This window comes from Ohtaekwangia sp. (genome assembly GCF_036786105.1).
In the GTDB taxonomy this organism is placed as follows: domain Bacteria; phylum Bacteroidota; class Bacteroidia; order Cytophagales; family Cyclobacteriaceae; genus Ohtaekwangia.
Genome location: NZ_DAIQRQ010000008.1, coordinates 84,755 through 107,399 on the forward strand (window position 1 = coordinate 84,755; position 22,645 = coordinate 107,399).

Annotated in this window: 17 protein-coding genes and 1 pseudogene; 11 read left to right on the plus strand and 7 right to left on the minus strand. The window is 45.2% G+C overall.

Features of this window, described 5'->3' with window-relative positions; translation table 11 throughout:
• Nucleotides 1-25 precede the first annotated feature (25 nt).
• The gene (locus V7Q33_RS06225; RefSeq protein ID WP_333819276.1) at nt 26-4,261 is read right to left on the minus strand and encodes a CHAT domain-containing protein; all 4,236 of its coding nucleotides are present in this window, start codon (nt 4,259-4,261) and stop codon (nt 26-28) included.
• Between the two features lie 178 nt (nt 4,262-4,439).
• Here V7Q33_RS06225 and V7Q33_RS06230 point away from each other — a divergent pair, with 178 nt between their 5' ends.
• Both V7Q33_RS06230 and msrB read left to right on the plus strand, forming a co-directional pair.
• Nucleotides 4,440-5,408, plus strand: a complete 969-nt coding sequence (locus tag V7Q33_RS06230; RefSeq protein ID WP_333819277.1) for a cation diffusion facilitator family transporter — start codon at nt 4,440-4,442, stop codon at nt 5,406-5,408.
• Nucleotides 5,409-5,500: 92 nt separating this feature from the next.
• Nucleotides 5,501-6,016 (plus strand): peptide-methionine (R)-S-oxide reductase MsrB, encoded by a 516-nt coding sequence (msrB, locus tag V7Q33_RS06235; protein ID WP_331978541.1) that lies wholly within the window; start codon nt 5,501-5,503, stop codon nt 6,014-6,016.
• A gap of 205 nt (nt 6,017-6,221) precedes the next feature.
• Here the strand turns inward: msrB and scpA are convergent, their stop codons facing one another.
• Nucleotides 6,222-8,303: a methylmalonyl-CoA mutase gene (gene scpA, locus V7Q33_RS06240; protein ID WP_333819294.1), complete on the minus strand. Its 2,082-nt coding sequence runs from the start codon at nt 8,301-8,303 to the stop codon at nt 6,222-6,224.
• A 54-nt stretch (nt 8,304-8,357) separates the two neighbouring features.
• Nucleotides 8,358-9,440: pseudogene (locus V7Q33_RS06245) on the minus strand (methylmalonyl-CoA mutase family protein); the annotation flags it as partial.
• Between the two features lie 194 nt (nt 9,441-9,634).
• Between V7Q33_RS06245 and dnaA the strand changes: the two are divergent.
• Complete coding sequence (dnaA, locus tag V7Q33_RS06250) at nt 9,635-11,059, plus strand: chromosomal replication initiator protein DnaA (protein WP_331978543.1); 1,425 nt, start codon at nt 9,635-9,637, stop codon at nt 11,057-11,059.
• 116 nt (nt 11,060-11,175) lie between these two features.
• On the opposite strand, the gene V7Q33_RS06255 is transcribed toward dnaA, so the two are convergent.
• Both V7Q33_RS06255 and V7Q33_RS06260 read right to left on the minus strand, forming a co-directional pair.
• Nucleotides 11,176-11,928: a LytR/AlgR family response regulator transcription factor gene (locus V7Q33_RS06255; protein WP_333819278.1), complete on the minus strand. Its 753-nt coding sequence runs from the start codon at nt 11,926-11,928 to the stop codon at nt 11,176-11,178.
• Between the two features lie 10 nt (nt 11,929-11,938).
• Nucleotides 11,939-13,015, minus strand: a complete 1,077-nt coding sequence (locus tag V7Q33_RS06260; protein ID WP_331978547.1) for a sensor histidine kinase — start codon at nt 13,013-13,015, stop codon at nt 11,939-11,941.
• A gap of 174 nt (nt 13,016-13,189) precedes the next feature.
• On the opposite strand from V7Q33_RS06260, the gene V7Q33_RS06265 reads away from it, so the two are divergent.
• From V7Q33_RS06265 to V7Q33_RS06275, 3 genes are all read left to right on the plus strand, one after another.
• Nucleotides 13,190-13,585: a DUF1761 domain-containing protein gene (locus V7Q33_RS06265; protein ID WP_331978549.1), complete on the plus strand. Its 396-nt coding sequence runs from the start codon at nt 13,190-13,192 to the stop codon at nt 13,583-13,585.
• A gap of 85 nt (nt 13,586-13,670) precedes the next feature.
• Nucleotides 13,671-14,153 carry an NADH-quinone oxidoreductase subunit A gene (locus tag V7Q33_RS06270; protein WP_331978551.1) on the plus strand — a complete coding sequence of 161 codons (483 nt, stop codon included), beginning with the start codon at nt 13,671-13,673 and terminating at the stop codon, nt 14,151-14,153.
• A 16-nt stretch (nt 14,154-14,169) separates the two neighbouring features.
• Nucleotides 14,170-14,691 carry an NADH-quinone oxidoreductase subunit B gene (locus V7Q33_RS06275; RefSeq protein ID WP_331978553.1) on the plus strand — a complete coding sequence of 174 codons (522 nt, stop codon included), beginning with the start codon at nt 14,170-14,172 and terminating at the stop codon, nt 14,689-14,691.
• A gap of 884 nt (nt 14,692-15,575) precedes the next feature.
• On the opposite strand, the gene V7Q33_RS06280 is transcribed toward V7Q33_RS06275, so the two are convergent.
• Nucleotides 15,576-16,985: an RtcB family protein gene (locus tag V7Q33_RS06280; protein WP_333819279.1), complete on the minus strand. Its 1,410-nt coding sequence runs from the start codon at nt 16,983-16,985 to the stop codon at nt 15,576-15,578.
• A 453-nt stretch (nt 16,986-17,438) separates the two neighbouring features.
• Here V7Q33_RS06280 and V7Q33_RS06285 point away from each other — a divergent pair, with 453 nt between their 5' ends.
• Entirely contained in the window at nt 17,439-17,921 is a 483-nt protein-coding gene (locus V7Q33_RS06285) for an NADH-quinone oxidoreductase subunit C (protein ID WP_331978557.1), read from the plus strand.
• A 97-nt stretch (nt 17,922-18,018) separates the two neighbouring features.
• Nucleotides 18,019-19,239 (plus strand): NADH-quinone oxidoreductase subunit D, encoded by a 1,221-nt coding sequence (locus tag V7Q33_RS06290; protein ID WP_333819280.1) that lies wholly within the window; start codon nt 18,019-18,021, stop codon nt 19,237-19,239.
• A 1-nt stretch (nt 19,240) separates the two neighbouring features.
• Here V7Q33_RS06290 and V7Q33_RS06295 read toward each other — a convergent pair whose 3' ends face one another.
• Complete coding sequence (locus V7Q33_RS06295; protein ID WP_331978561.1) at nt 19,241-19,822, minus strand: Uma2 family endonuclease; 582 nt, start codon at nt 19,820-19,822, stop codon at nt 19,241-19,243.
• Between the two features lie 90 nt (nt 19,823-19,912).
• Between V7Q33_RS06295 and V7Q33_RS06300 the strand changes: the two genes are divergently transcribed.
• The 3 genes from V7Q33_RS06300 to V7Q33_RS06310 all read left to right on the plus strand — a co-directional run bounded on the left by V7Q33_RS06300 (nt 19,913) and on the right by V7Q33_RS06310 (nt 22,643).
• Complete coding sequence (locus V7Q33_RS06300; RefSeq protein WP_331978563.1) at nt 19,913-21,415, plus strand: NAD(P)H-hydrate dehydratase; 1,503 nt, start codon at nt 19,913-19,915, stop codon at nt 21,413-21,415.
• A gap of 77 nt (nt 21,416-21,492) precedes the next feature.
• Nucleotides 21,493-22,026 (plus strand): adenine phosphoribosyltransferase, encoded by a 534-nt coding sequence (locus V7Q33_RS06305; protein ID WP_331978565.1) that lies wholly within the window; start codon nt 21,493-21,495, stop codon nt 22,024-22,026.
• 29 nt (nt 22,027-22,055) lie between these two features.
• Nucleotides 22,056-22,643: an LON peptidase substrate-binding domain-containing protein gene (locus tag V7Q33_RS06310; RefSeq protein ID WP_331978567.1), complete on the plus strand. Its 588-nt coding sequence runs from the start codon at nt 22,056-22,058 to the stop codon at nt 22,641-22,643.
• The last annotated feature ends 2 nt before the right edge of the window (nt 22,644-22,645 follow it).

Below are 22,645 nucleotides of genomic sequence, written 5' to 3' on the forward strand. Positions count from 1 at the left end.
GTAACTCACAGCTCGCAACTATTTCCTAGTCCAGCCCAATCATAATAAATGCACCCCAGTAGATAGGTTCAGGGTAGTCTGTGCGGAGTTCTTTTTTAGCATCTACAAAGCTCTGGCGCAGGTTGCCGGTGTTAAGCCACTTCTGGTAAAACTTCAGCATCAATTGCTGTGTTGCTTCGTCATCTACTTTAAACATACTCATGATGAGAACCTTTGCGCCTGCCACGAGGAATGCACGCTGCAAACCATATACACCTTCACCCGCTTCCAGATCGCCAAGACCAGTTTCGCAGGCACTCAATACCACCAGGTCGGTCTTGTCAAGGTTCAGGCTCATGGCTTCGTAGGCGGTGAGTATACCGTTCTCCATGTTAAAGTTATAGCTTGTTTTATCCATCAGGTCGCCAGCACCTTTCAATAAAAGCCCGGTGCGCATTAGCGGATTTTGTGCCAGCACGGCTTCGTTACCTTCTATCTGTTGCTCCAGTGTTACCTGTGTAGTGGGTCTGTAAAATCCGTGTGTAGCAATATGGAATATCTTCGGATTGTTCATCTCTTTAATCTTTTCTTCCGATGCCGACTTCTCTACATACTCTGCCGTGAGCCAGCCCTTCTGTTTCAGCATGAACTGCACCTGTGTTACTTCCTTCTCCGTGCCGGGCAGCGGAGATATACTCTGATCGGCAGAAGCGGTGAGGTAGAATGTCGGGTTGCCAAACATCGTAGCCGTATTTTCCGGAGGAGATAATCGCGACTTGACATTGCGCAGGTATAAATCTTTGGTATTGCTCACCAATACAATGTTTGAGTTGTCGATTACGTAACGGCCATCCGGTGTTGGAATGGCTTCGAGGTTGATCTGGTTATAGACCCCGTCAGCCGACAGGTATACGGTTGCCACCTGGCCGATCTCATCCTGTATCGGTTTCCAGAATACATCATACGAATAAGTATCCGGTATTTTACCGGTGATAGCATTGCGATAGAACTTGAAGTAACGATTCTCCATCTTCTTCCCGTCTTTCAGCATAATGGCTTTGGGTTTGGAGAGATCTTTTTTGAGATATAGCGCTGCGTAAATTACCGAATCAGTTAAGGTATGATTGAAGTAACGATAACGCACCATCTCAATGGCAACATCGTTTGGCTTTAATACTTTCTTCACATCATCGAAGGTGATGCGCTTGTCGTCAAACGTTTGGCGCAGCAGGTCTGAGTTTTGACTCAGGTCTTTTTCCAGCCGCTCTACTTCCTGTTGCAAAACGGCCGGGTCGATCTGTGCTTCCAGCAATTGCGCAGGACTCATCGACAATGCCAGTGTAAGTTGTTCCTTCTTTTGTATCCACGTGTTGTACTGCGATTTCAACTGTTCATCGGAGCTGTTGAGGATGCGTTCGCGTATCTTGATAGAAGAGCTGAGCAGCAAAGCTTTGGTGAGCAGCTGGTAATTATATACTTTGCCCGAAAGGTCTTTGAAGTCTTCCAGGTTGCTGAAGGCAAGCGTATTGTAAAATTCAAAGTCACCTTTGATCGTGTTCCAGTACTTGGCTTTTTCACGCTCGCTCAAGGCAGGGAAGAAGTTTTTGATGAACATTTCGTAGTCGTTCAAAGCTTCTTCGATCAGCTTCTTCGAACGCTTGTAGTCTTTCTGCATGTAATATACTTTGCTGAGCTTCGACAGCACCTTTACATATTCCGGGTGTGACGAACTGAAGAATTTCTCGTACAAGTCTTTGGCTTTGGTATAGAACTCTTCTGCCTTCTTGTAATTCTTCTGCTGGTAATATACATCTCCCGTAAGGGTATAAATGCTGGCGGTATTGATGTTGTTCTTGTTGCCGGTTTTAGTGCGCCAGATATTTTCTGCAACGGTAAGGGAGTTGAAAGCGATATCGAATTTCTTTTCGGAGATATAGAGCACCGCTACATTTTTCAATATCTCGGCATACTGTGGATTGTCCTTGCCCAGCTTGGCCGCCATAATATCACGCGACTCAATCATCAGCTTCTCTACATCTTTGCGGTTGTCGCCTTTGTAGAACTTGATCAGCGCCAATTGCGATAACGACTTGGCTACTTCAATATGATTGCGTCCAAACTGTTTTTCCTGGCTCGCAATGGCTTTCACTACATTGTCTTGTGCTTTGTCGTAATCTCCCAGGGTATAGTATATATCGCTGAGCAGTTTTTGTGTAGGCGCTGTTTTGGTGGAGGTTTCACCGTATGTCTTTATCGCGATCTGGTTGGCACGCTGTGCAGTGCGTTCGGCTTCTGTATAATCACCTTTCGCCAGGAGAATGCGCCCTTTGTTCACCAGCGGTTCAATAAGGCGTACCGAATTTTTACCGTATAGTTTTTCATACTCCGGTATTTGCGTCTTCAATAGATTGTCTGCTTCAAAAAAGCCTCCGAGCTGAATGAACAGCGATGTAAGCTCTTCGCCTGTTGCCAGCTCGCTGCCCACTTCTCCTTTTGCTTTGGAGATGAGCCTTGCAGAGCGATCCAGGTTATCTTCAGCTTCATCAAACAAACCTTTTATACCAAAGAGCTTTGCCTGCGTGTCGATAGCATGTACATAGTCAGCAACACGGTCATTGTCCTTTCTGTATTCTTCCAGAATGGTAAGCGCTTTTGTAATGTCGGCTTCAGCTTTCTCGTACTGACCGATCTTGAGTGCGAGGCCTGCTATACGATCAAGCTCTTTACCGTATTCAGGATCTTCGTTACTATATTTCAGCACCGCTTTATCAGAGGCATCGTTCAATGTCTTTAACGCAAGGTCATATTGATCCGTCAGCTCATACCAGGTGGCAATGTGATTCAGAATATTAAGCAGGTCTTTGTGTTGTTCGCCGATTTGCTTTTCAACCACACCAAAGTAACTTTCCTTGTATATCTTGCCTGCCTCCTCAAGCTTGTTGGTATAGTCCAGGTAAAAATTTGCGAGGTTAATTCTTGCCAGGTGATACTCGGGAGAATTTTCTCCATAGAGTTCTTTCTTGATATCGGCTAACTGGTTCAGATAACTTTCAGCCGAAGTATATCTTTCTTCGCGAAGCGAAACATCAAACAGAAATTCCACGGTGCGTGCTGACGTGATATAGTTCTTGGGAAGTTTCTTTAATACTTCCAAAGCGTCTGCTTCCAGGTTTCTTGTTTTATCGCGACTCAGTTTTGAGTTGAATTCAACCGCTTCTTCATTCTCGCGATGAATACTGTTCTTGGGAAAATATTTATCGAGTACTTTCTCATATTCCAGTTTTGTATTCAGGTAACGCGCGCGGTTTTCGGTTTTCAATAATACTTCGAGGTAATCGAGGTAAATATCATGTGCCAGTGAGTTGGTAGGATTAACACGCTTCTTCAGGTCGCTTAGAATGTTATCGAAGTCCAGATCATTCTCATGCTTTGTTCCGTTTTCTTCCAGCGCTTTTGCGAAAGTATAGCGTGCTTCTACTTCTGCGAGGCTTGTCTCACCCAGAAATCTGGATTTACCTTTCAGCCAGGCACGAATTGACGAATAGGCATTGTCGGCGGTCTCGGTATCGCCACCAATGATGGAGATTCTCCCTTTTTTGGTATAGGCTTTCAGGCGAAGATTCAGGAGCCGTGCATAGTCGCCATAGCGCTGAGGTATCTCTTCAATGGGTACACGCTGCGTTTTAATGGTGGCACCATCGGCTATAGATTCTTTTTCAATAGCACGCGAAACGAAATATTTCTCTACGCCATCGAGTATCACCAGTGCATCGTTGCAGAAACCCTGGCCGATCATGGCTTCTGCTTCTGTCAGCGCGATTTTGCCATTGAGGGCATCCGTCATCTGATTCGTTTTAGTAAGCAGTTCCTTGGCTTTGCCCAGGTATTCACGACTGATGCGATAGTTGCCGTAGTCGTTGTAAATGGAAGCAACATCGATCAGCGTGGTGGCGTAGCTTGTGCTGTTGTCACCATACATTGCCTGGCTGCTGGTGAGTGCGTTGTTCAAGGCTGTTTCAAAACCGGCTAGCACCCCCGTGGCAAGACTAATGCGCGCTTCACGCAAATATAGGCCCGGCATATAGGCATTCTGCTGGCCCATTTTTGAGGTTATCGATTTCTTTAATTTCTGTAGCGAGCTGCCCGCTTTGGTAAAGCTACCGGATGCGAAAGAGGCATCGATCTTGTGGAGAGATTTATCAAATTTTTTATTCTGGCTAAATACCGGCATATACCCCATCGCAAGGACAAGGGCCAGCACCAAAACTCCCGTTTTTTTCATGGCTAGAGTCAGTTAGACAATTCAACATCTAAATTACCAAAATCACCGGACTTTCCGGCCTGCCATCACATAAGTATGGGAGTAAATTTGACGGGTACGATGGGTTGAAAAAATACCGTTGTTGCACTCCTGTTGCAGGCCCTTTGTGCAGAAATTTACAGCACTAAAATTGTTAGGAATGGACGATCATTTCGATCATACACACAATCATCATAACCATGACCACAACCATGATCTCGATTATCATGATCATCACAGTCATGGCCACGGTCACCATCATCATGCAGGCGATAACATCAAAGTTGCATTCTGGATCAACACAGCTTTTGCGTTGCTGGAGCTGGTAGGCGGTTTCTATACCAACTCCGTAGCTATTCTTTCTGATGCGCTGCACGACCTGGGTGATAGCTTGTCGTTGGGAACAGCATGGTTCTTCGAACAGAAGTCGAAACAGAAAAGCGATAAAGTGTATACCTACGGTTATCAGCGCTTCTCGCTTATCGGTGCATTCATCAATTCCATTGTGTTGATTGTAGGGTCCGTGTTCATATTGAAAGAATCTTTTGAGCGCCTGTTTCATCCTGAACAACCCGATACAACGGGTATGCTGGTGTTTGCCATAGTTGGTATAGCAGTGAATGGTGCGGCGATGCTCCGGCTTAAGAAAGGAGAGACGATCAATGAGAAAGTAATATCACTGCATTTTCTGGAAGATGTACTCGGCTGGGTAGCGGTGTTGATCGGAAGTGTTGTGATGAAATTTGTAGATGCACCTGCTATTGACCCGCTGCTATCGATGATCATTGCGGTGATTATACTGGTAAATGTATACCGGAATATGCGCGGTGCGTTTCAGATCATTTTACAGGGCGTGCCTCACGCGGTATCAGAAGCGAAAGTAAAGAAAGCATTTCTGAATTTTGAAGAGATAGAAGGTACACACGATCTGCACATCTGGACCATGGATGGCCGGTATAATATACTCACCACGCATGCTGTATTGAAAACACCCCTGGAAGCACAACCACTGGAAATGCTGAAATCGAAGCTCAAAGCAGAGCTAAAGAAAATAAACATTCATCACGCCACCATTGAGTTTGAAACGAAAGGTCTGGCCTGCGAACATCAGTCGCTCGGCCCGGAGTAACCGGAAGTGTCGTGTAAAAGACAAACGCTGTCAAAACCAAATCCTTCTTACCACTGTTTATCGTATACAGTGACAAATAGCAAATTCAAACTATGTATAAATTCATTGGAGCAGTATTGATAGCGTTGCAATTGTGGTCATGTACCGGTAACAGTCAGCCCACCGCGCAGCAGAAGCAGGCGAAAGCAAAGATTGTACAGGATACCAGCAAGGTGATTAACCACACCGATGCGGAGTGGAAAGCGATGCTTACACCCGAGCAATATTATATTCTGCGGGAAAAAGGTACTGACAGACCATTCACGGGTAAATACTATTTGCATAAAGACAAAGGAGTATATGTATGTGCCGCCTGTGGCAATGAACTGTTTACTTCCGATATGAAATTTGATTCCGAATGTGGATGGCCAAGCTTTGACAAAGAAATTGAAGGCGGAAAAATTAAAAAGGTTATGGACTACTCCCACGGCATGACACGTACCGAGATACTCTGCGGACGCTGCGGTTCTCACCTCGGGCACTTGTTTGACGATGGTCCTACACTTACAGGTAAGCGATATTGTGTAAACTCTACTTCTCTTGATTTTAAGAACGAGAAGAAAAAGTAAATTTTGTTTCCCACAGAACGCACAGAATTACACAGAAGAATGCAAGTCAGAAAGACGGTAAGTCCGGAAGCACTTTTCGTTCTCACGCCCCGATTAGTTATCTGGAACACAATTACACAGATGAAATCACAGAATGCGCGGCACATCCCTCACCCCAAACTCACACCTCTGGCAGCCAGCAGCTAAAGGCTGGTAGCTATTCCAGCTATTCCTCAATAAGTTTTTTCAACACCTCCTTCGCAGCTTCTGTAATCACTGTTCCAGGCCCGAAGACGAACGATACACCTGCGTTGTAAAGGAAATCGTAATCCTGTTGGGGAATTACGCCTCCGGCTACTACCATAATGTCGGGGCGGCCGATGCGTTTTAGCGATTCAATGAGTTCAGGCACTAATGTTTTGTGGCCGCCGGCCAGACTGGATGCACCTACAATGTGTACATCATTTTCTGCAGCCTGCATCGCTACTTCATCGGGAGTTTGAAAGAGCGGCCCTATATCTACATCAAAGCCGAGGTCAGCAAAACTGGTGGCAATTACTTTAGCACCGCGGTCGTGACCATCCTGTCCCATTTTGGCTACCAGGATCCGGGGCCTGCGTCCGTCCAGTTCGGCAAAGCGATCGGAGAGAGCACGTGCTTCTTCAAACTCTTTCTGACTTTTCATTTCCCCTGAATATACTCCGGAAACCGATCGTATGGTAGCCTTATAGCGGCCAAATACTTTTTCAAGCGCTGAAGATATTTCTCCCAGGGTGGCGCGTTTGCGCGCAGCATCTACGGCAAGTTCCAGTAAATTTCCTTCGCCTGTTTCAGCACTGCGTGTCAACGCCTGCAGTGCGGCTTCTACATCGGTATTGTTGCGTTCTGCTTTTAAGGTTTGCAGTCGCGCTACCTGCTCGCTGCGCACAGCGGTGTTGTCTACTTCCAGTATATCCAATACAGCTTTCTCATCGGTCTGATATTTATTGACACCGACTATAACATCGCGTCCTGAATCAATGCGTGCCTGCTTTGCAGCGGCAGCCTGCTCAATGCGCATCTTCGGTATACCGCTCTCGATTGCTTTGGTCATGCCTCCTAATTTTTCAACTTCTTCAATCAGCTCCCATGCTTTTTCGGCAAGTTCGGCTGTGAGGCTTTCTACATAATACGAGCCACCGGCCGGGTCAACCACTTTTGTTACATCGGTTTCTTTCTCAATGAAGAGCTGCGTATTGCGTGCTATACGTGCAGAGAAATCGGTAGGCAAAGCGATGGCTTCATCCAGGGAGTTGGTGTGAAGCGATTGCGTGCCGCCTACAATGGCGGCCAGTGCTTCGATATAGGTGCGGGTAACATTGTTGTACGGATCTTGTTCCGTCAGGCTCCAACCTGAAGTCTGACAGTGTGTGCGCAATGCCATCGACTTTGGATTCTTCGGATTGAATTGCTTCACTACATACGACCACAGCAATCTTCCCGCCCGCATCTTGGCAATTTCCATAAAGAAGTTCATGCCAATACCCCAGAAGAAAGAAAGGCGCGGTGCAAAATCATCGATCGCTATACCAGCCTTCAATCCGGTGCGGATATATTCCAGTCCATCTGCAATGGTATAGGCTAATTCAATGTGTGCCGGTGCTCCCGCTTCGTGCATGTGATAGCCGCTGATGCTGATGGAATTGAACTTCGGCATATACTTCGAAGTATACTCAAATATATCCGCTACAATTTTCATGGAAGGCGCAGGAGGATATATATATGTGTTGCGCACCATGAACTCTTTGAGTATATCATTTTGTATGGTGCCGCTGAGTTGCTGTGGCTTAACACCCTGCTCTTCGGCAGCTACAATATAGAAGGCCATGATCGGCAACACGGCACCATTCATTGTCATGGATACCGACATCTTGTCCAGTGGAATCTGGTCGAACAATAGCTTCATATCCAGAACCGAATCGATAGCAACACCTGCTTTCCCTACATCACCGGTTACGCGAATGTGATCAGAGTCATACCCGCGGTGTGTAGCAAGATCGAATGCTACTGAAAGGCCGCGCTGGCCTGCTGCCAGATTTCTCCTATAAAACGCATTGGATTCTGTTGCAGTCGAGAATCCTGCATATTGCCGTATCGTCCACGGCTTGATTGTATACATCGATGCATACGGGCCGCGCAGGTAGGGCGGTATGCCGGCGGTATAGTATAGATGGGGTGCATCGGCTATATCTTCCGGAGTATAATATGATTTTACAGCGATCTTCTCCGGACTTGTCCACGTGGAAGGAGTATTGTTGGGAGAGGCCATTTTATTTTCAGGCAGAGGCAGGGCCGAAGTATATTTACTCTTCTCTGTAAATGTCTTCCAGGCTTCCTGTGTCATGGCTTTCACCATGTCTTCCAGTATATAGGCACCGGCCAGTGCATCACTTACTTTATCGAGATGCGATTCTTCGCGCAGAATAGTAGAAACATTTCTGCTAATGCGATTCATGGTGGCGTTGTTCTCATCTTCCGGTATTACGGTAAGCGCATCGCAACCACCTAGCACTGCGCTCATGGCAGCGGTTGTTTCTTTCAGCATGTTGCCGTGAGGCTGAAACCGTTCTTCTGCAAATACTTCGGAGACTGCATGAATATGCAGGTCGCTGATGCTATAATTTTTTATACCCTCTGCATGTGCGAGGTGATGCCATAAATAACGCAGCGATTTGAATTTACCGATCTGCTGCAGGAAATCTTTTCCGGATGCAATATGGAAAGCGATCTGACGGAAAGCAGTGGCCTTGCCTGCTTCATCGGCAAACGCCTGTAGAATATGTATACCTTTTGAAAGCGCTTCGCTGATCTCTTCTATCGCAGTAGAAGGAGGTATTATTATACCGAGGCTGTTGATCTTTTTTTGCGAAGTGAAATGTGATAGGATCGCTTGGTAATCTGTCGGCAGATTCTTCCAGAATAACGTTCCTGTAAGCGAATCGGCAGGAAAATTATTTTTTGAAATATACTCTGCCAGCAATACAGCGGTGCTCGTGTCACGCAGTATAAATGATACGGTACAATAAGGCCAGTCAATACCCTGAAGAAGTGATTTGAAATCAGGAGCAGTCGTTGACGAAATATCGAATAAAATTCCATCAGCACCTTGTGCCAAATGGTGCAGTGCAATTTTATTGGCTGTAACCGCATTTGTTACATGTACTGGCGGACAATTCCACCAATTGCGCGGATTTGCGAACGGAATACACGAAGGTGCAAGACTAAAAAGAGGGCCTGTACTTCCATATTCATAATACGGCTTGAATATCAAACCATTAGCAGTACTCCAGTCTAACGTGTTAATATCTTTACCTTCATTTTCCTGCGAAGCAGCACGTTGCCATTCTTGCAGTGAATTTTTTGGGAAGGTTTCGCGGAGCAGATCACGGAAATTTTTTTCAGCCATATTTTATAACGATTCGACCCAATTTTACTTAAGTTTTTACCAACCTTTTGCGTTTTAAAATTAAAATTTTGGAGGTAAATTTTTTTTGTGAAAATCAAAGAGAATACAACTTGTTTTCTTAAACTCTTTTTTTACATCTTTGTCTCCCTTTCTCTAAAAAGGAAACTGAAAATCCCAACAAATTCAGAGCTTAAATGGAAGTCAGCAGCGGTACAGTATGGAACGATTGTCTTGAAGTAATTCGCGAGAATGTTGGCGAAGAGAACTTCAATACATGGTTCAAGCCAATTGCTCCACTGCGTGTGGATGGCGATGTGCTGACCATTCAGGTGCCGTCACAATTCTTTTACGAATGGCTGGAAGACAATTATGTACCGGTATTAAAGAAAGCGATCCATACCGTGCTGGGGCCTACCGGCCGGCTTGAATACTCCGTTGTTGTTGACAGTGGCGATAAGCAAACGCCTCCCGTATCGGTAAATTATCCGGTAAATGGAGCGGGCAATCGAAGAAGTGCTGTTAATGGTAATTTTGGCGCTGATGATTATTCTCCCTTTACCTATAAAGCAGTAAATCCACAGGCGATCAATTCACGCCTGAATACAACCTATACTTTCGATAATTTTGTAGAAGGGGATTGTAATCGCCTGGCGCGCTCGGCAGGTTTGGCGGTTGCAAAAAAACCAGGTGTTACCTCGTTCAACCCGCTGATGTTATACGGTGGTGTAGGCGTGGGAAAAACACACCTTGTACAGGCTATTGGTAATGAGATTAAAAACAGCATGCCAAACAAAGTGGTGCTGTATATAGATCAGAATGATTTTACAACGCAGTTCCTCAACGCACTGCAGAATCATAAGGTACAGGAGTTTCAGAATTTTTACCTGCAGGTAGATTTATTGATTCTGGATGACGTGCAATTCCTGGCTGGTCGCGAAAAAACTCAAGAGATGTTTTTCCACATCTTCAATCAACTGCATCAATCGGGTAAGCAAATCATCATGACGAGTGATTGCCCTCCGCGCGATATGAAAGGTTTTCAGGAAAGACTTCTGTCGCGTTTCAAGTGGGGACTGACTGCCGATTTGCAGGAACCTGATTTTGAAACAAAGCTTGCCATCATCAATCGCAAGATGCTGGCTGATGGTATTCAGATTCCAACGGAAGTATCAGAATACCTCGCATATAGTGTTGATACCAACCTGCGCGATATGGAAGGTGTGCTGAACTCGCTGATCTTCCACGCTACGCTGCTCAAGAAAGAAATCGATCTTGAACTGGCGAAAGAAGTACTCAAGAACATCATCAAGGAAATTCAGTCAGACGTTAGTGTAGATTTTATCCAGAAGACTGTTTCCGAATTTTATAAAGTTGATCTCGATGCCATGAAAGGCAAAGTAAAAAAACGCGAGATCGTTATACCACGCCAGGTAGCCATGTACTTCTGCAAGCGCTACACACAACTTACACTGGCATTGATCGGTGAAAACTTCGGAGGCCGTGACCACAGCACGGTAATCCACGCCCTCGAATCCGTAGAAGACATGATGAAAACCGATCCCAACTTCAAAGCATCCGTAGAAGAACTCGGCAAGAAATTGAAACTCCGCGTCAGCTGAAAAAAATAGCTGCCGGCTGCTAGTTGCAAGCCTCCGGTTGTGTAGGAGAGAGTTTGAGTGTGGTGTTTACATTCCGTGGTTTAATCTGTGTAATTCTGTGATTTCTGTGGGAAATTTTAAACTCTTCCTTCAATCCATAGCCGAAATTCCGGGGCAGTCTCTTTGCTTACATGGACTTCCTCTTTCATTTCGGGGTTTAAAAATATCCTGATCTTCCCATTGTCGGGTTTAAACCGCTCGATCGATTTCATGTTCGCCAGGAACTTGCGATTGAGTCTGAAGAAATCTTTCGGGTTAACCTCCGATTCCAATTCCCCTATAGTTTTATCCAGTATCAGCTGACGTCCGCTGAAATCTTTCGCGAACACAATCTTATGCTCTGTATAGAAGTAAGCAACATCGCAAAGATCTAGTGCAACAAACTCAGTTCCTTTCTTGGCAATGATCCGGTTACGTGCAGGCTGCTGTTGTATATTCTGGATAAACTTCAAAAGATTACCCTGTAGAAAATGATCGCGCAACACAGCAACTTTTTCCAGTGAACGCTTCAGCTTATCTTCGCTGATCGGTTTCAGTAAATAATCGATCGCGTTAAACTCAAAGCTCTCGAGTAAATATTTATCGTACGCTGTAGTAAAAATTACCGGGAAAGTAACCGGATGCGCCCGGAAGATCTCGAACGAGTGGTCATCCGAAAGCTGTATATCTACAAACGCAAGATCAGGCGAAGGATTCTGCAGCAGCCATTGAATAGAATCTTTTACACTGCTAAGCTTGGCCTGCACTATAATGGATTTATCAAGTGTACGCAACATATCTTCAAGTTTAGCTTGTGCCAGAAGTTCGTCTTCAATGATAATAACATTCATGGATGTGTAATTAATGATGGAGTGATATAAGCGGCAAGGTTACGGTAAAGGTTTCATGCTCGCGTGCCGTGTTAATTCCTTTACCGGTAATGATCTTGAAACGCTCATCTAAATTCTTCAATCCTATTTTAGACGAGTGTTGTATACTTCGCTTCGGCTGAATTTTATTTTGAATGCTGAGCAATCCATTGTCGATGGAAAGGAGTATCTGAAGCGGCATACGTTCGGATATTTCGTTGTGCTTCACTGCATTTTCCAGTGCTACAAAGGCAGAGATAGGAGGGATCAGAAATTCTTTTGTTGCAGCGCTGTTGAAATTCTTTTGAATAACCAAAGCTTCACCAAAGCGGAGTCTCAGAAGTTCGGCATACTTCTCCATAAAGGTAAATTCATCTTCCAGCACTACCAGCGTTTGTTCCTTTTGTGCCAATATATAGCGATATACCTCGGCAAGATTTTCAGTGAAAAGCTTTGCCTTGTCGGGCGATGTGCCAATGAGATACGAAAGACTGTTGAGTGAATTGAACATGAAGTGCGGATCGATCTGGTTCTTCAAGGCTTCCAGCTCGGCCTCCGCTTTTGCCCGCGACAGCTCTGCATTTTTTACCTGCTCACTTTGTTGCTCCTTTACCATGAATACGGTTTCATATACATGGATCACAAACAATACACAGATAACATTCACCAGCGCCACGATCAGGATCGTATTCCAATGTATAAATTCAAAACCAGCCCACCTATACCACAGGCATAGCCAGGCAATGGTGAGCGGCGTAGTATAAAAGATATTGTTCATGAAAAGCAGAATCACCTTTTCAACCGGTTTGTCGAACCAGGTGAACCGCTGGCGCGTACGAAACATCAGATAGCGGTTGCCCTGCCAGATCACTGCTGCGAGTGCGATAAAGAATATATATCCAACCCAATACCGAAAGTCGCGATAGGTGAGAGGCCCAAAGATTCCCGTAAGATTCGGAATGATGATACCAAAAAAAGGAATACCGATCAGGCGAATGAGCTTATCATTCAACTCTACTTCCTGCCTGGCGTTCAATTCAGGATATATATCTTTTCCGGTTGGGGGCATTGATCTTCCGCTTCAGTAATACACTTCGGTTTTGTTTGTATAAATTTCAGAATTTCAAACCGTACTTCCATGCACAAGCCAGGGAAGTAATTATAGTATATGACTTTGCGACTTCAACACACCAACACTTAAGCACTTTTTCTAAACACCTTACAACTTAAAAACGTAAAACACATGGAACTAAACTACTGGGCTATCCTTGCTTCCGCAGCATCCACCTTCTTCATCGGAGGGATCTGGTATTCACCCGCAGTGCTTGGCAAAGCGTGGATGCGCGAGAATGGATTTACAGAAGAGAGTATGAAAGGAGCAAACATGGCCAAGATCTTTAGCCTTGCCTTTTTTCTTGCACTGATTGCGGCCGTAAACCTTGCCATGTTCATGGGACCGGAAAATAAACCCGAGATGGGTGCCTTGTGGGGATTCCTTGCGGGCTTCGGTTGGGTAGCCACCTTTGTAGGCACACACTACCTGTTCGAACGAAGATCGTTTAAATTATTCCTCATCAATGCCGGCTACAGCATTGTAGCGCTCACCGTGATGGGCGTGATCATCGCTGCCTGGAAATAGCTCCAGTCAACGGACTGGCTGGATATTATCGTACGTCTGCGGGAAATACATTTTCCCGCAGATTGTTATATCTTTGGTTCATTAGATGGACCAGCAATATCTCTCAGCATTCGGGGAAATTCTTCTCTATATAGTCGGAGGCATCGTCTTCGTGCTTGTTACATTTCTTGTTTCAAGATTTGTTCGTCCGCACAGACCCAACCCGGAGAAATTATCAACCTACGAAAGTGGTGAAGAACCTATCACCGCTGCCTGGACGCAGTTCAATATCCGCTTTTATATTGTGGCGTTGATCTTTTTGCTTTTCGAAGTAGAGATCGTTTTTCTCTTTCCGTGGGCAACCATCTTTGCCAACGAAGAATTGATCCGTGAAACCAATGGCGCATGGGGTTGGTTCTCTCTGGTGGAGATGATCATTTTTATAGTTGTATTAGCCCTCGGCCTTGCGTATGCCTGGGTAAATGGTCATCTGGACTGGATCAAACCTGATCCGAACCCAACGGAAGTAAAATCTGTTGTGCCGAGAGAACTATACGATGCCATCAACGAGAAGTATAAACGCAAGTAACGGGTAACAATAAATCATGAAGGGATTACTGGATCAGAAATTTCAACAAGGTGGAGTGATCGTAACACAACTGGACGACTTGCTCAATTGGGCGAGACTATCCTCCATGTTCCCCATGACGTTTGGTATAGCATGCTGTGCGATTGAATTTATGAGCACCGGTACAACAGTATATGATATGGATCGTTTCGGTATGGCCCCGCGTTCATCTCCGCGGCAAGCCGATGTGATGATTGTAGCCGGAACCGTAACGTTCAAGATGGCCGATCGCATTAAGCGACTCTACGAGCAAATGGCAGAGCCGCGTTATGTTATTTCCATGGGCTCTTGTTCCAATTGCGGAGGCCCGTATTGGCAACATGGTTATCACGTTGTGAAAGGGGTCGATAGAATTGTGCCGGTAGATGTATATGTACCCGGCTGCCCGCCAAGACCGGAAGCACTTATAGGCGGATTTCTAAAACTACAAGAGAAGATCAGAAACGAAAGCCTGGTGGCTCCCACAGCGCTTGAGAAACTGATGGAAAATAAAGTATAATTCTTATTCTTAATTCTACCAACAGCGTAAGAAATGCAACCACCGAAAAAATAAGTTATAAGAGAAAACCCTCGGGGTTATCCGAGGGTTATGTTGGTTGTCATTCCACTTACTTTCAATCCAGTGTTCATTGAGTATAGTATGTAGTGGCGTATTCTTGATTGGATTTATATACTTTTCTGTTTTTTGTGCTTTCCACCTCCAGGGATCATAACCATGCAATATCTTCAGCAATCTCGGATAAAGATTGTTTCGGGCGAGGTAAGAGGATATTTCCTGGCTTTTGCTTTTCAGAGATGTATCATGAATACGGATGTGTGTTATCATTCTTGGTTGAACCTTGAGTGTAAATCTCCACGATTCACAAAATACATAGAATACCTCTGGTTTTTTACTCCATTGTGGATGCTTTATAACTTCATAAAAGTATAGTCGTTCCGTATCTATGAATTTTCCACTGAAGAATTCGTTTGCTGGTAATTCTCGTAAATTCTGTTCACGTGTTACGTACACCTTTTTGCCATATCGTCTTACCTTCTTTTTGAAGTCCTTTCGCCAGCTATACTCAGTTGTGTTGATTTTATCAAGTATTCTTTGAAAGAATAAAGATTGTTGACTTCTTCGAACATCGTCACGAAGTATAAAAGAACGTTTCCATCCATTTTGAATGGGCGGTTTGAGCTCTTCCCAACCTAGATTCCGTATTTGAGTGTTAATCGTTTTCTCTTCGCGGTGCAGGCGTAGTAACTTTTTGTCAAAGTCCTTGTATTGTGCTCTTTTCCGTCTTCGATTTGTCCTCAAACGACTATACTTCAGTAGTTCATCTACCAGTATGTCGTCATCTTTAAATGAATTACTACCTGTAATTTTAATTACCATAAAAATTAATCTTTCGCCATCCTCACAATTTTCGGATGGAATTTTCCTTCAACAGATACCAGCGTGTGCTGGCTCTGCATTACTACTTCAATGTCTTTATAGGCACCCGGTGATTCTTCCGGACTGCCACCGAGGAGTATAACTTTCTCAGACTGCAATAATTTTTTCATGCTGCCCATGGTAGTCGACTCCTTTGCTTTCAACCGCGACATCTGGCGGCCGGCACCATGCGCGGCTGAGTTGATCGAAGCTTCGTTTCCTTTACCACGCACGATATACCCCGGAGCAGTCATGCTGCCCGGTATAACACCATATATACCTTCTGCTGCTGGTGTTGCGCCTTTACGGTGCACGATATACCCTTTGCCATCAACTAACTTTTCTTTCCAGGCAAAGTTGTGATGGTTTTCTATTTTTATGAGTGTATCGATGCCCAACGCACGCGTCAGATTTTTATGGATCTGATCGTGACAGGCTTTGGCATATTCACCGGCAAGATTCATGGAGAGCCAGTATTCTATACCTTCTTCACTGCTTCCATCAAGCCATGCCAGTTGTTGGGCTTCGCGAGGAAGCTTGCACTTGCTTTTGGCAATATTAGTATAGTGCTGTGCGATGTTGGCACCAAGGCTTCTGGAACCTGAGTGCGAGAGTATAGCAGCATAGCGATTCGGCGCAAGTCCCAATGTGTTGTCATCTTCCAAGGCAACGATGCCAAATTCGACAAAGTGATTTCCGGAACCGGAGCTTCCCAATTGTTTTACAGCCTTGCCATGCAGGCGCTTTAATAAAGGCGTTTGCTGAAAGCCCGGGTCATCAAGTATAGCATGCTCCTGCGCAAACTCAAGCCAGCCATCATTGCCGAAGTGTGTAAACTCCTGCAGCGCTTTCTTTAGTTCATACGCGTGGTGTTCAATATAGCTTCCCGGCAATTCCAGAATGCTTAAAGCCATGCGGCAGCCAATGTCCATCCCTACACCATACGGTATAATGGCGTTCTCCGTGGCAAGAACACCGCCTATAGGCAAGCCATAGCCATGATGTGCATCCGGCATCAGCGCGCCTTTTATTGCAATGGGTAAGCGCATGGCCAGTTCCATCTGGCGAATAGCGTTGCCATCAATATGCTTGTTGCCAAATACATCGAAATGCTTCGGCTCATATTCAAGCTCGTACGCGCGCGATAAGATTTCATCGCCGGTGATGTTTACGAGTTTGTGTGCCAGTATGCCGAGCGTTGTGTGATCCCTATATTTCTCAGGATGCTGCAACACATCGACAATCAGTGCTAGTTTCTCTTCATGGGGCGTATGTTTAAAGTGCCTGTTCATGATATTCATGGCAAGACTCTTCACTACATCCGAAGAAAAGTTTATGACCGCGAGGTCATGTATCGTTATTTTTTGTTTGCCCATAAAAGGTTTGATAGGGGCTATGCAGGCACAAAGAGATTCTTCCTTTGCTGTAGAGACAGCAAAGTAGAATTATAGGTGAGCGTTATGCAAGGCATAAGCGAACCCACGACTCTTGTACAGGCGATGCCCTGAATTTTTTACTGGATAAATTTGTGACTTGAAAATGCCAGACCTGATCTGGTAAAAATGCTTACCGTAGCGGTTATTTGAAGATATGTGAACGTAGTACCAACATAATTCTCATTCGTTTAAAGTTGAACATGAATGAGGTGAAATGCTGATGCAAAGGTACATTGTTTTGCGATTCAGCAATGTGGCTGAGAAAAAAAATAATTACAGCCGTTCGTTAATGCGTTAAAACTATCTCATCGGCCGCACGGTACATTCCGTTTCATTCTGTAATTTTGATTGATAAAGATTAAACGATCTTACGGATATCACCTTCAATTTACAATGACGCTGGATACAATCATTACTTTGCTAACGGATAGGGTAGGAGCCGACCACGTTCGCGCCGATGCTACCGGTACACCGGCTACCATTGTTGTGAGTAAAGAAAAGCTTGCAACGATCTGTACTGTACTTCATGAAGATGCCGGTGCTTACTTTGATATGCTTTCCTGCGTAACCGGTATCGACAATGGTGTGCAGGCAGCTACAATGGAAGTAGTATATAATCTGTATTCAATCCCCTATAATTTTCAGTTGATGATACGCGTTATGCTGCCGCGCGAAAACCCGATAGCAGATTCTGTCACACACATCTGGAAGTCTGCCGATTGGATGGAGCGCGAAGTCTTCGATATGTATGGCATCATCTTTCAAAATCACCCTGACCTTCGCAGAATACTTATGCCAGCCGACTGGGAAGGATATCCACTTCGAAAAGACTATAAGCACCAGGAATACTATCGCGACATTCGGGTAGAGTATTAAAATATATACTCACTGCCTGAAGCTGGCAACTCAAAGCTCGCAGCTGAGTGGATTAAAACGAAACACTAAAGCAGAATCTCTAAAAAAGGAATTCCCAATGCCCACCGATCGGATACAGTATAAATATAAGGAAGGAAACCTTGAGTTATCGGAGCCTAACAAGCTAAAGCCGGAGAACCTGCGATCGGAGGAGATGATTATCAACCTGGGGCCGCAGCACCCGTCTACGCACGGTGTACTGCGCCTGGAAGTATTGATGGATGGCGAGATCGTAAAAGAAGTGGTTCCGCACATCGGGTACCTGCACCGTTGTTTTGAGAAGCATGCCGAGAATCTGCCCTATAACCAGGTGATACCTTTTGTAGACCGTCTCGATTATGTTGCTGCCATGAGCAATGAGCATGTGTATGCCATGGGTGTAGAGCGCATGCTGGGAATACAGGAACAGATACCCAAACGTGTTGAATATATCCGCGTGTTGATGTCGGAGCTAAATCGCATTGCTTCACACTTCATCGCCATCGGCACGTATGGTATGGATATAGGAGCCTTTACACCTTTCTTCTGGTTAATGCGCGATCGTGAACATATACTGCGGCTGCTCGAATGGGCGTCCGGGGCGCGACTGCTCTACAACTATGTATGGATCGGAGGGTTGTTTTACGATATACCAGTAGGCTTTGAAGATCGCTGTCGTGAATTTGTAAACTATATAAAGCCAAAACTGCAAGAGCTCGAAACAGTACTCATTGATAACAAGATATTCATCGACCGCACAGCCAACGTAGGTGTATTGCCGCTCGATTTGGCGATCAACGCGGGCGTAACGGGGCCGGTTCTGCGTGGATCAGGTTTGCGTTTCGACCTGCGCAGGGTGGATGGTTACTCCGTATACCCGGAGCTTGATTTTGATATTCCGATCGGTGAAGGTAAAATGGGGCAGGTTGGCGACTGCTGGGACAGAACGTATGTGCGCTATCGAGAGCTGCACGAATCCCTGAAGATCGTGGAGCAATGTCTTGACAAGCTCACCAAAGAACATGGACGCACACGCGATTTCGATCCGCAGGCGCTGGTGCCGAAGAAGATCAGACCGAAGGCGCAAGATTTCTATATACGGGGCGAAATACCCAAGGGCGAACTAGGATTTTTCTTTCGTGCAGACGGGCGCAATGATATACCCTTTCGATGCAAATGCCGTTCCTGCAGCTTTGTAAATCTGTCTGTTTTGCCAGAAATATCGAAAGGTATATTGGTAGCCGATCTCATCGCGATCATCGGATCGATCGATGTGGTGATGGGAGAGGTAGACCGCTAGCTCAGCGCTTTGGAAATATAGCATTGAGATGAATAGCGAACCCCGGAAGTATATCTTCGCCTGTTAATTTTTTGCTGAATAACTGCGTCACTATTTCGCCATTGCTGCGATATATTTTTACTTCTCGCTTTTTAGGATTGATTAACCAGGCAAGCTTGCAACCGTTACTGATCCATTCGAGCATTTTTTCGTGAACTGCTTTTGTTGAATCGCTTTCAGAGAGCAGCTCGATCACAAAATCGGGACATATATGCGCGAACTTCTTCCGATCTCTGGCAGGAATGCGGTTCCAACGGTCGATTTGAATAAAAGCTGCATCGGGCGAGCGCACGGCCTTGTTGGGTAAAGTAAACCCCGCATTGTTTCCGAGCACCTGACCGGCGTGGGTTTTCCGGTTCCAAAGCTTCAACTCGAAAACTATATCCATATTGTATCCATCGGTTTCAACACCAGACGGTTCGTTTACAACAAAATTTCCATTGGGGTTTCTTTCGAGGTTTAAAGAATCGTTTTCCTGGCAGAAGTAATAGAATTCATCTTCGGAGATGCTGCCCAGAGCTGCGGTTTTAATTTCATACATCATAACGCTCAACTTTCCCCCAAGGCTACTAATTTGCTTTCGGGTTTTCAATACCTAATTTTAGGTATATTTCTTTATTTCTCTCAATATAGTATGATTCGGGTTCTTTCTTCTCAACAAATTAAGGCGTTGGATGCGTATACCATTCAACATGAGCCGGTGGCATCGATCGATCTGATGGAGCGCGCCTGTCGTGCATTTGTAAGTTGGTTTACCGGGCGGTTTGATACATCGGAACAGGTTGGAATTGTATGCGGAACCGGCAATAATGGCGGAGATGGCCTGGGTATTGCACGTCTGCTCAGGGAATGGAGTTATCCTGTAAAAGTATGGTGCATTCGGGGCGGCTCGGAAACAGACGACTTCAAAGCAAATCTTCAACGCATTCAGGGAAAAACTGAGATTGTTGAGATAACAGCAGCTTCATCGATACATAAAGATATATTTCAGGATTGTGATGTAGTGATCGATGCTATATTTGGATCAGGTCTTTCCAGACCGGTAGAAGGTATATATGCACAGGTTATTCATCTTCTTAATGATACAGATACCCTTCGTGTAGCCGTAGATATACCTTCCGGGCTTATGGCTGACCGTGCATCGCAGGGCGCGATTGTGAGAGCCGATTATACGGTTACATTTCAGATACCTAAGCTGGCATTTTTCTTTCCGGGCAATTTCCAGTTTGTGGGAGAATGGTGCGTGGTAGATATCGGATTGAATAAGGCGTTTATTCACCAAACGGCTACTCAACATTTTCATACTACAGCAAAAGATATAAGGCGAATCATTCGGCCTCGCGGCAAGTTCGATCACAAGGGAACCTATGGTCATGCCCTGCTCATTGCAGGCAGTTATGGCAAAATGGGTGCAGCATTACTATCGGCAGATGCTTTGCTGCGTGCAGGGGTCGGCTTGCTTACCGTGCATATTCCGAAATGCGGATATACTATATTGCAGACTGCTGTCCGGGAAGCGATGGCCAGTATAGATGAGCATGATCACTTCTTTACTATAGTGCCACCGTTAGAGAATTATACAACGATTGGCATAGGTCCTGGTCTCGGCCACGACAAGCAAACGGTAAAGGCATTCAGGAAGGTATTAGAAGATTTTAGAAGGCCCATGGTGATTGATGCCGATGGCTTAAATATACTTTCTGCCAACCGCGAGTTGTTTCCATTGATACCCCCGGGAAGTATACTTACGCCACACCCTAAAGAATTCGAACGGCTGGCCGGTAAATGGTCTGATGATTTTAGCCGGTTAGAGAAACAAAAAGCACTGGCAGGTCAACTGCGTTCAGTTATTGTAGTGAAAGGTGCTTTTACTTCCATCGCCACACCGGATGGGAATATTTACTTTAATCCTACGGGCAATCCGGGTATGGCTACCGGAGGCACCGGCGATGTGCTAACCGGTATACTTACCGGGCTGCTGGCGCAGGGTTATTCATCGACAGATGCTGCCATAGCCGGAGTTTATATACACGGACTGGCTGGCGATCTGGCGGCCCGTGAAAAAGAAATGATATCGCTTATTGCATCCGATGTCGTCAATTTTCTGCCGTCTGCATTCAAAAAAGTCATACGTTGAATTAAAACATTCCCTTTTGGTATTTTGTGATTGAACTCTTGTGCGGGAATTTTACTTTTGATCTTTCATTTACGAGCATGCTACTATCCGATAAAATCAAACACACCATCCGGGATATCTACGATTACCCCAAGCCAGGAATCGTCTTTAAAGATATAACCCCGGTATTGGCCGATCCTGCACTTATGCATGAAATCGCTGCGCGTCTTCGCGAGGATTTTAAAAACCAGCAGCTCGATGCCATAGCAGCAGTTGAAGCCCGCGGATTTATCTTTGGTGCTATCCTCGCCCATGAACTGGGATGTCGTTTTATACCCATCCGCAAAGCCGGTAAACTTCCCTATAAAGTCAAAAAGAAAGAATACGATCTCGAATATGGTACAGCTTGTATTGAGATGCACGAAGATGCCGTAAAACCGGGCTGGCGCGTGCTGGTGCAGGATGATCTGCTTGCCACCGGAGGCACTGCAGCCGCCGCTGCAGAGCTTATTGAAAGCGTGGGAGCCAGGGTAACAGGCTTTTCGTTTATCATAAACCTGAGCTTTTTGCCTGGATACGAAACCCTGAAAAAACGCTTTCATGTGGAACCACATTATTTGCTGCAATATTAACTTATTGCGAAAAGATTTGTTTTACTGGTATGAGTGAAAACGTTCATATCCCGATGTTTCCGCTGGCCATTTTGCCGCTACCAGGAGAACTTGTCCCGCTTCATATCTTTGAGCCCCGCTATAAACAACTGTTACAGGATGCCGAACAACATGATATTACGTTTGGCATCTATTTCAGTCATGATATAAACCAGGCCGGCATTGGTTCGCTGATGCGCCTTGAGAGTATTATCAAACGTTATCCCGGAGGCGAATCCGATATTATCGTCAAATGCCAGGATATATTTTCCATGGGAAAACTTCAGCATACCTATAAAAGTAAAATGTATCCCGGTGCCGATGTAAAATTTAAAAATGTAGACCTCGGTCGCATACCCGGGCTAGCATTGTATGAACAGTTTATGGAATACCTGAAGAACCGTAACATCAATCAGCATGTAGCTACATTTTCCGTTTACCAGGTTGCCTGTGAGCTAAGCCTCGATCTGAGCGAGCGCTATAAGTTTCTTCAATTGCCTTTTGAGAAGATGGATAACTTCCTGATGAACCGCATTCGTTACCAGATGCATCTGCTTAACAGGGAAGCGAAAAGCCGCGATGTCTATCACCTCAATTAACG

Coding starts and splice junctions, on each gene's coding strand:
- V7Q33_RS06265 (WP_331978549.1), top strand. CDS start 13,190: ATGGAACTAAACTACTGGGCTATCCTTGCTTCCGCAGCATCCACCTTC.
- msrB (WP_331978541.1), top strand. CDS start 5,501: ATGTATAAATTCATTGGAGCAGTATTGATAGCGTTGCAATTGTGGTCA.
- V7Q33_RS06305 (WP_331978565.1), top strand. CDS start 21,493: ATGCTACTATCCGATAAAATCAAACACACCATCCGGGATATCTACGAT.
- scpA (WP_333819294.1), bottom strand. CDS start 8,303: ATGGCCTCTCCCAACAATACTCCTTCCACGTGGACAAGTCCGGAGAAG.
- V7Q33_RS06260 (WP_331978547.1), bottom strand. CDS start 13,015: ATGCCCCCAACCGGAAAAGATATATATCCTGAATTGAACGCCAGGCAG.
- dnaA (WP_331978543.1), top strand. CDS start 9,635: ATGGAAGTCAGCAGCGGTACAGTATGGAACGATTGTCTTGAAGTAATT.
- V7Q33_RS06270 (WP_331978551.1), top strand. CDS start 13,671: ATGGACCAGCAATATCTCTCAGCATTCGGGGAAATTCTTCTCTATATA.
- V7Q33_RS06255 (WP_333819278.1), bottom strand. CDS start 11,928: ATGAATGTTATTATCATTGAAGACGAACTTCTGGCACAAGCTAAACTT.
- V7Q33_RS06290 (WP_333819280.1), top strand. CDS start 18,019: ATGCCCACCGATCGGATACAGTATAAATATAAGGAAGGAAACCTTGAG.
- V7Q33_RS06275 (WP_331978553.1), top strand. CDS start 14,170: ATGAAGGGATTACTGGATCAGAAATTTCAACAAGGTGGAGTGATCGTA.
- V7Q33_RS06285 (WP_331978557.1), top strand. CDS start 17,439: ATGACGCTGGATACAATCATTACTTTGCTAACGGATAGGGTAGGAGCC.
- V7Q33_RS06310 (WP_331978567.1), top strand. CDS start 22,056: ATGAGTGAAAACGTTCATATCCCGATGTTTCCGCTGGCCATTTTGCCG.
- V7Q33_RS06280 (WP_333819279.1), bottom strand. CDS start 16,985: ATGGGCAAACAAAAAATAACGATACATGACCTCGCGGTCATAAACTTT.
- V7Q33_RS06230 (WP_333819277.1), top strand. CDS start 4,440: ATGGACGATCATTTCGATCATACACACAATCATCATAACCATGACCAC.
- V7Q33_RS06295 (WP_331978561.1), bottom strand. CDS start 19,822: ATGATGTATGAAATTAAAACCGCAGCTCTGGGCAGCATCTCCGAAGAT.
- V7Q33_RS06300 (WP_331978563.1), top strand. CDS start 19,913: ATGATTCGGGTTCTTTCTTCTCAACAAATTAAGGCGTTGGATGCGTAT.
- V7Q33_RS06225 (WP_333819276.1), bottom strand. CDS start 4,261: ATGAAAAAAACGGGAGTTTTGGTGCTGGCCCTTGTCCTTGCGATGGGG.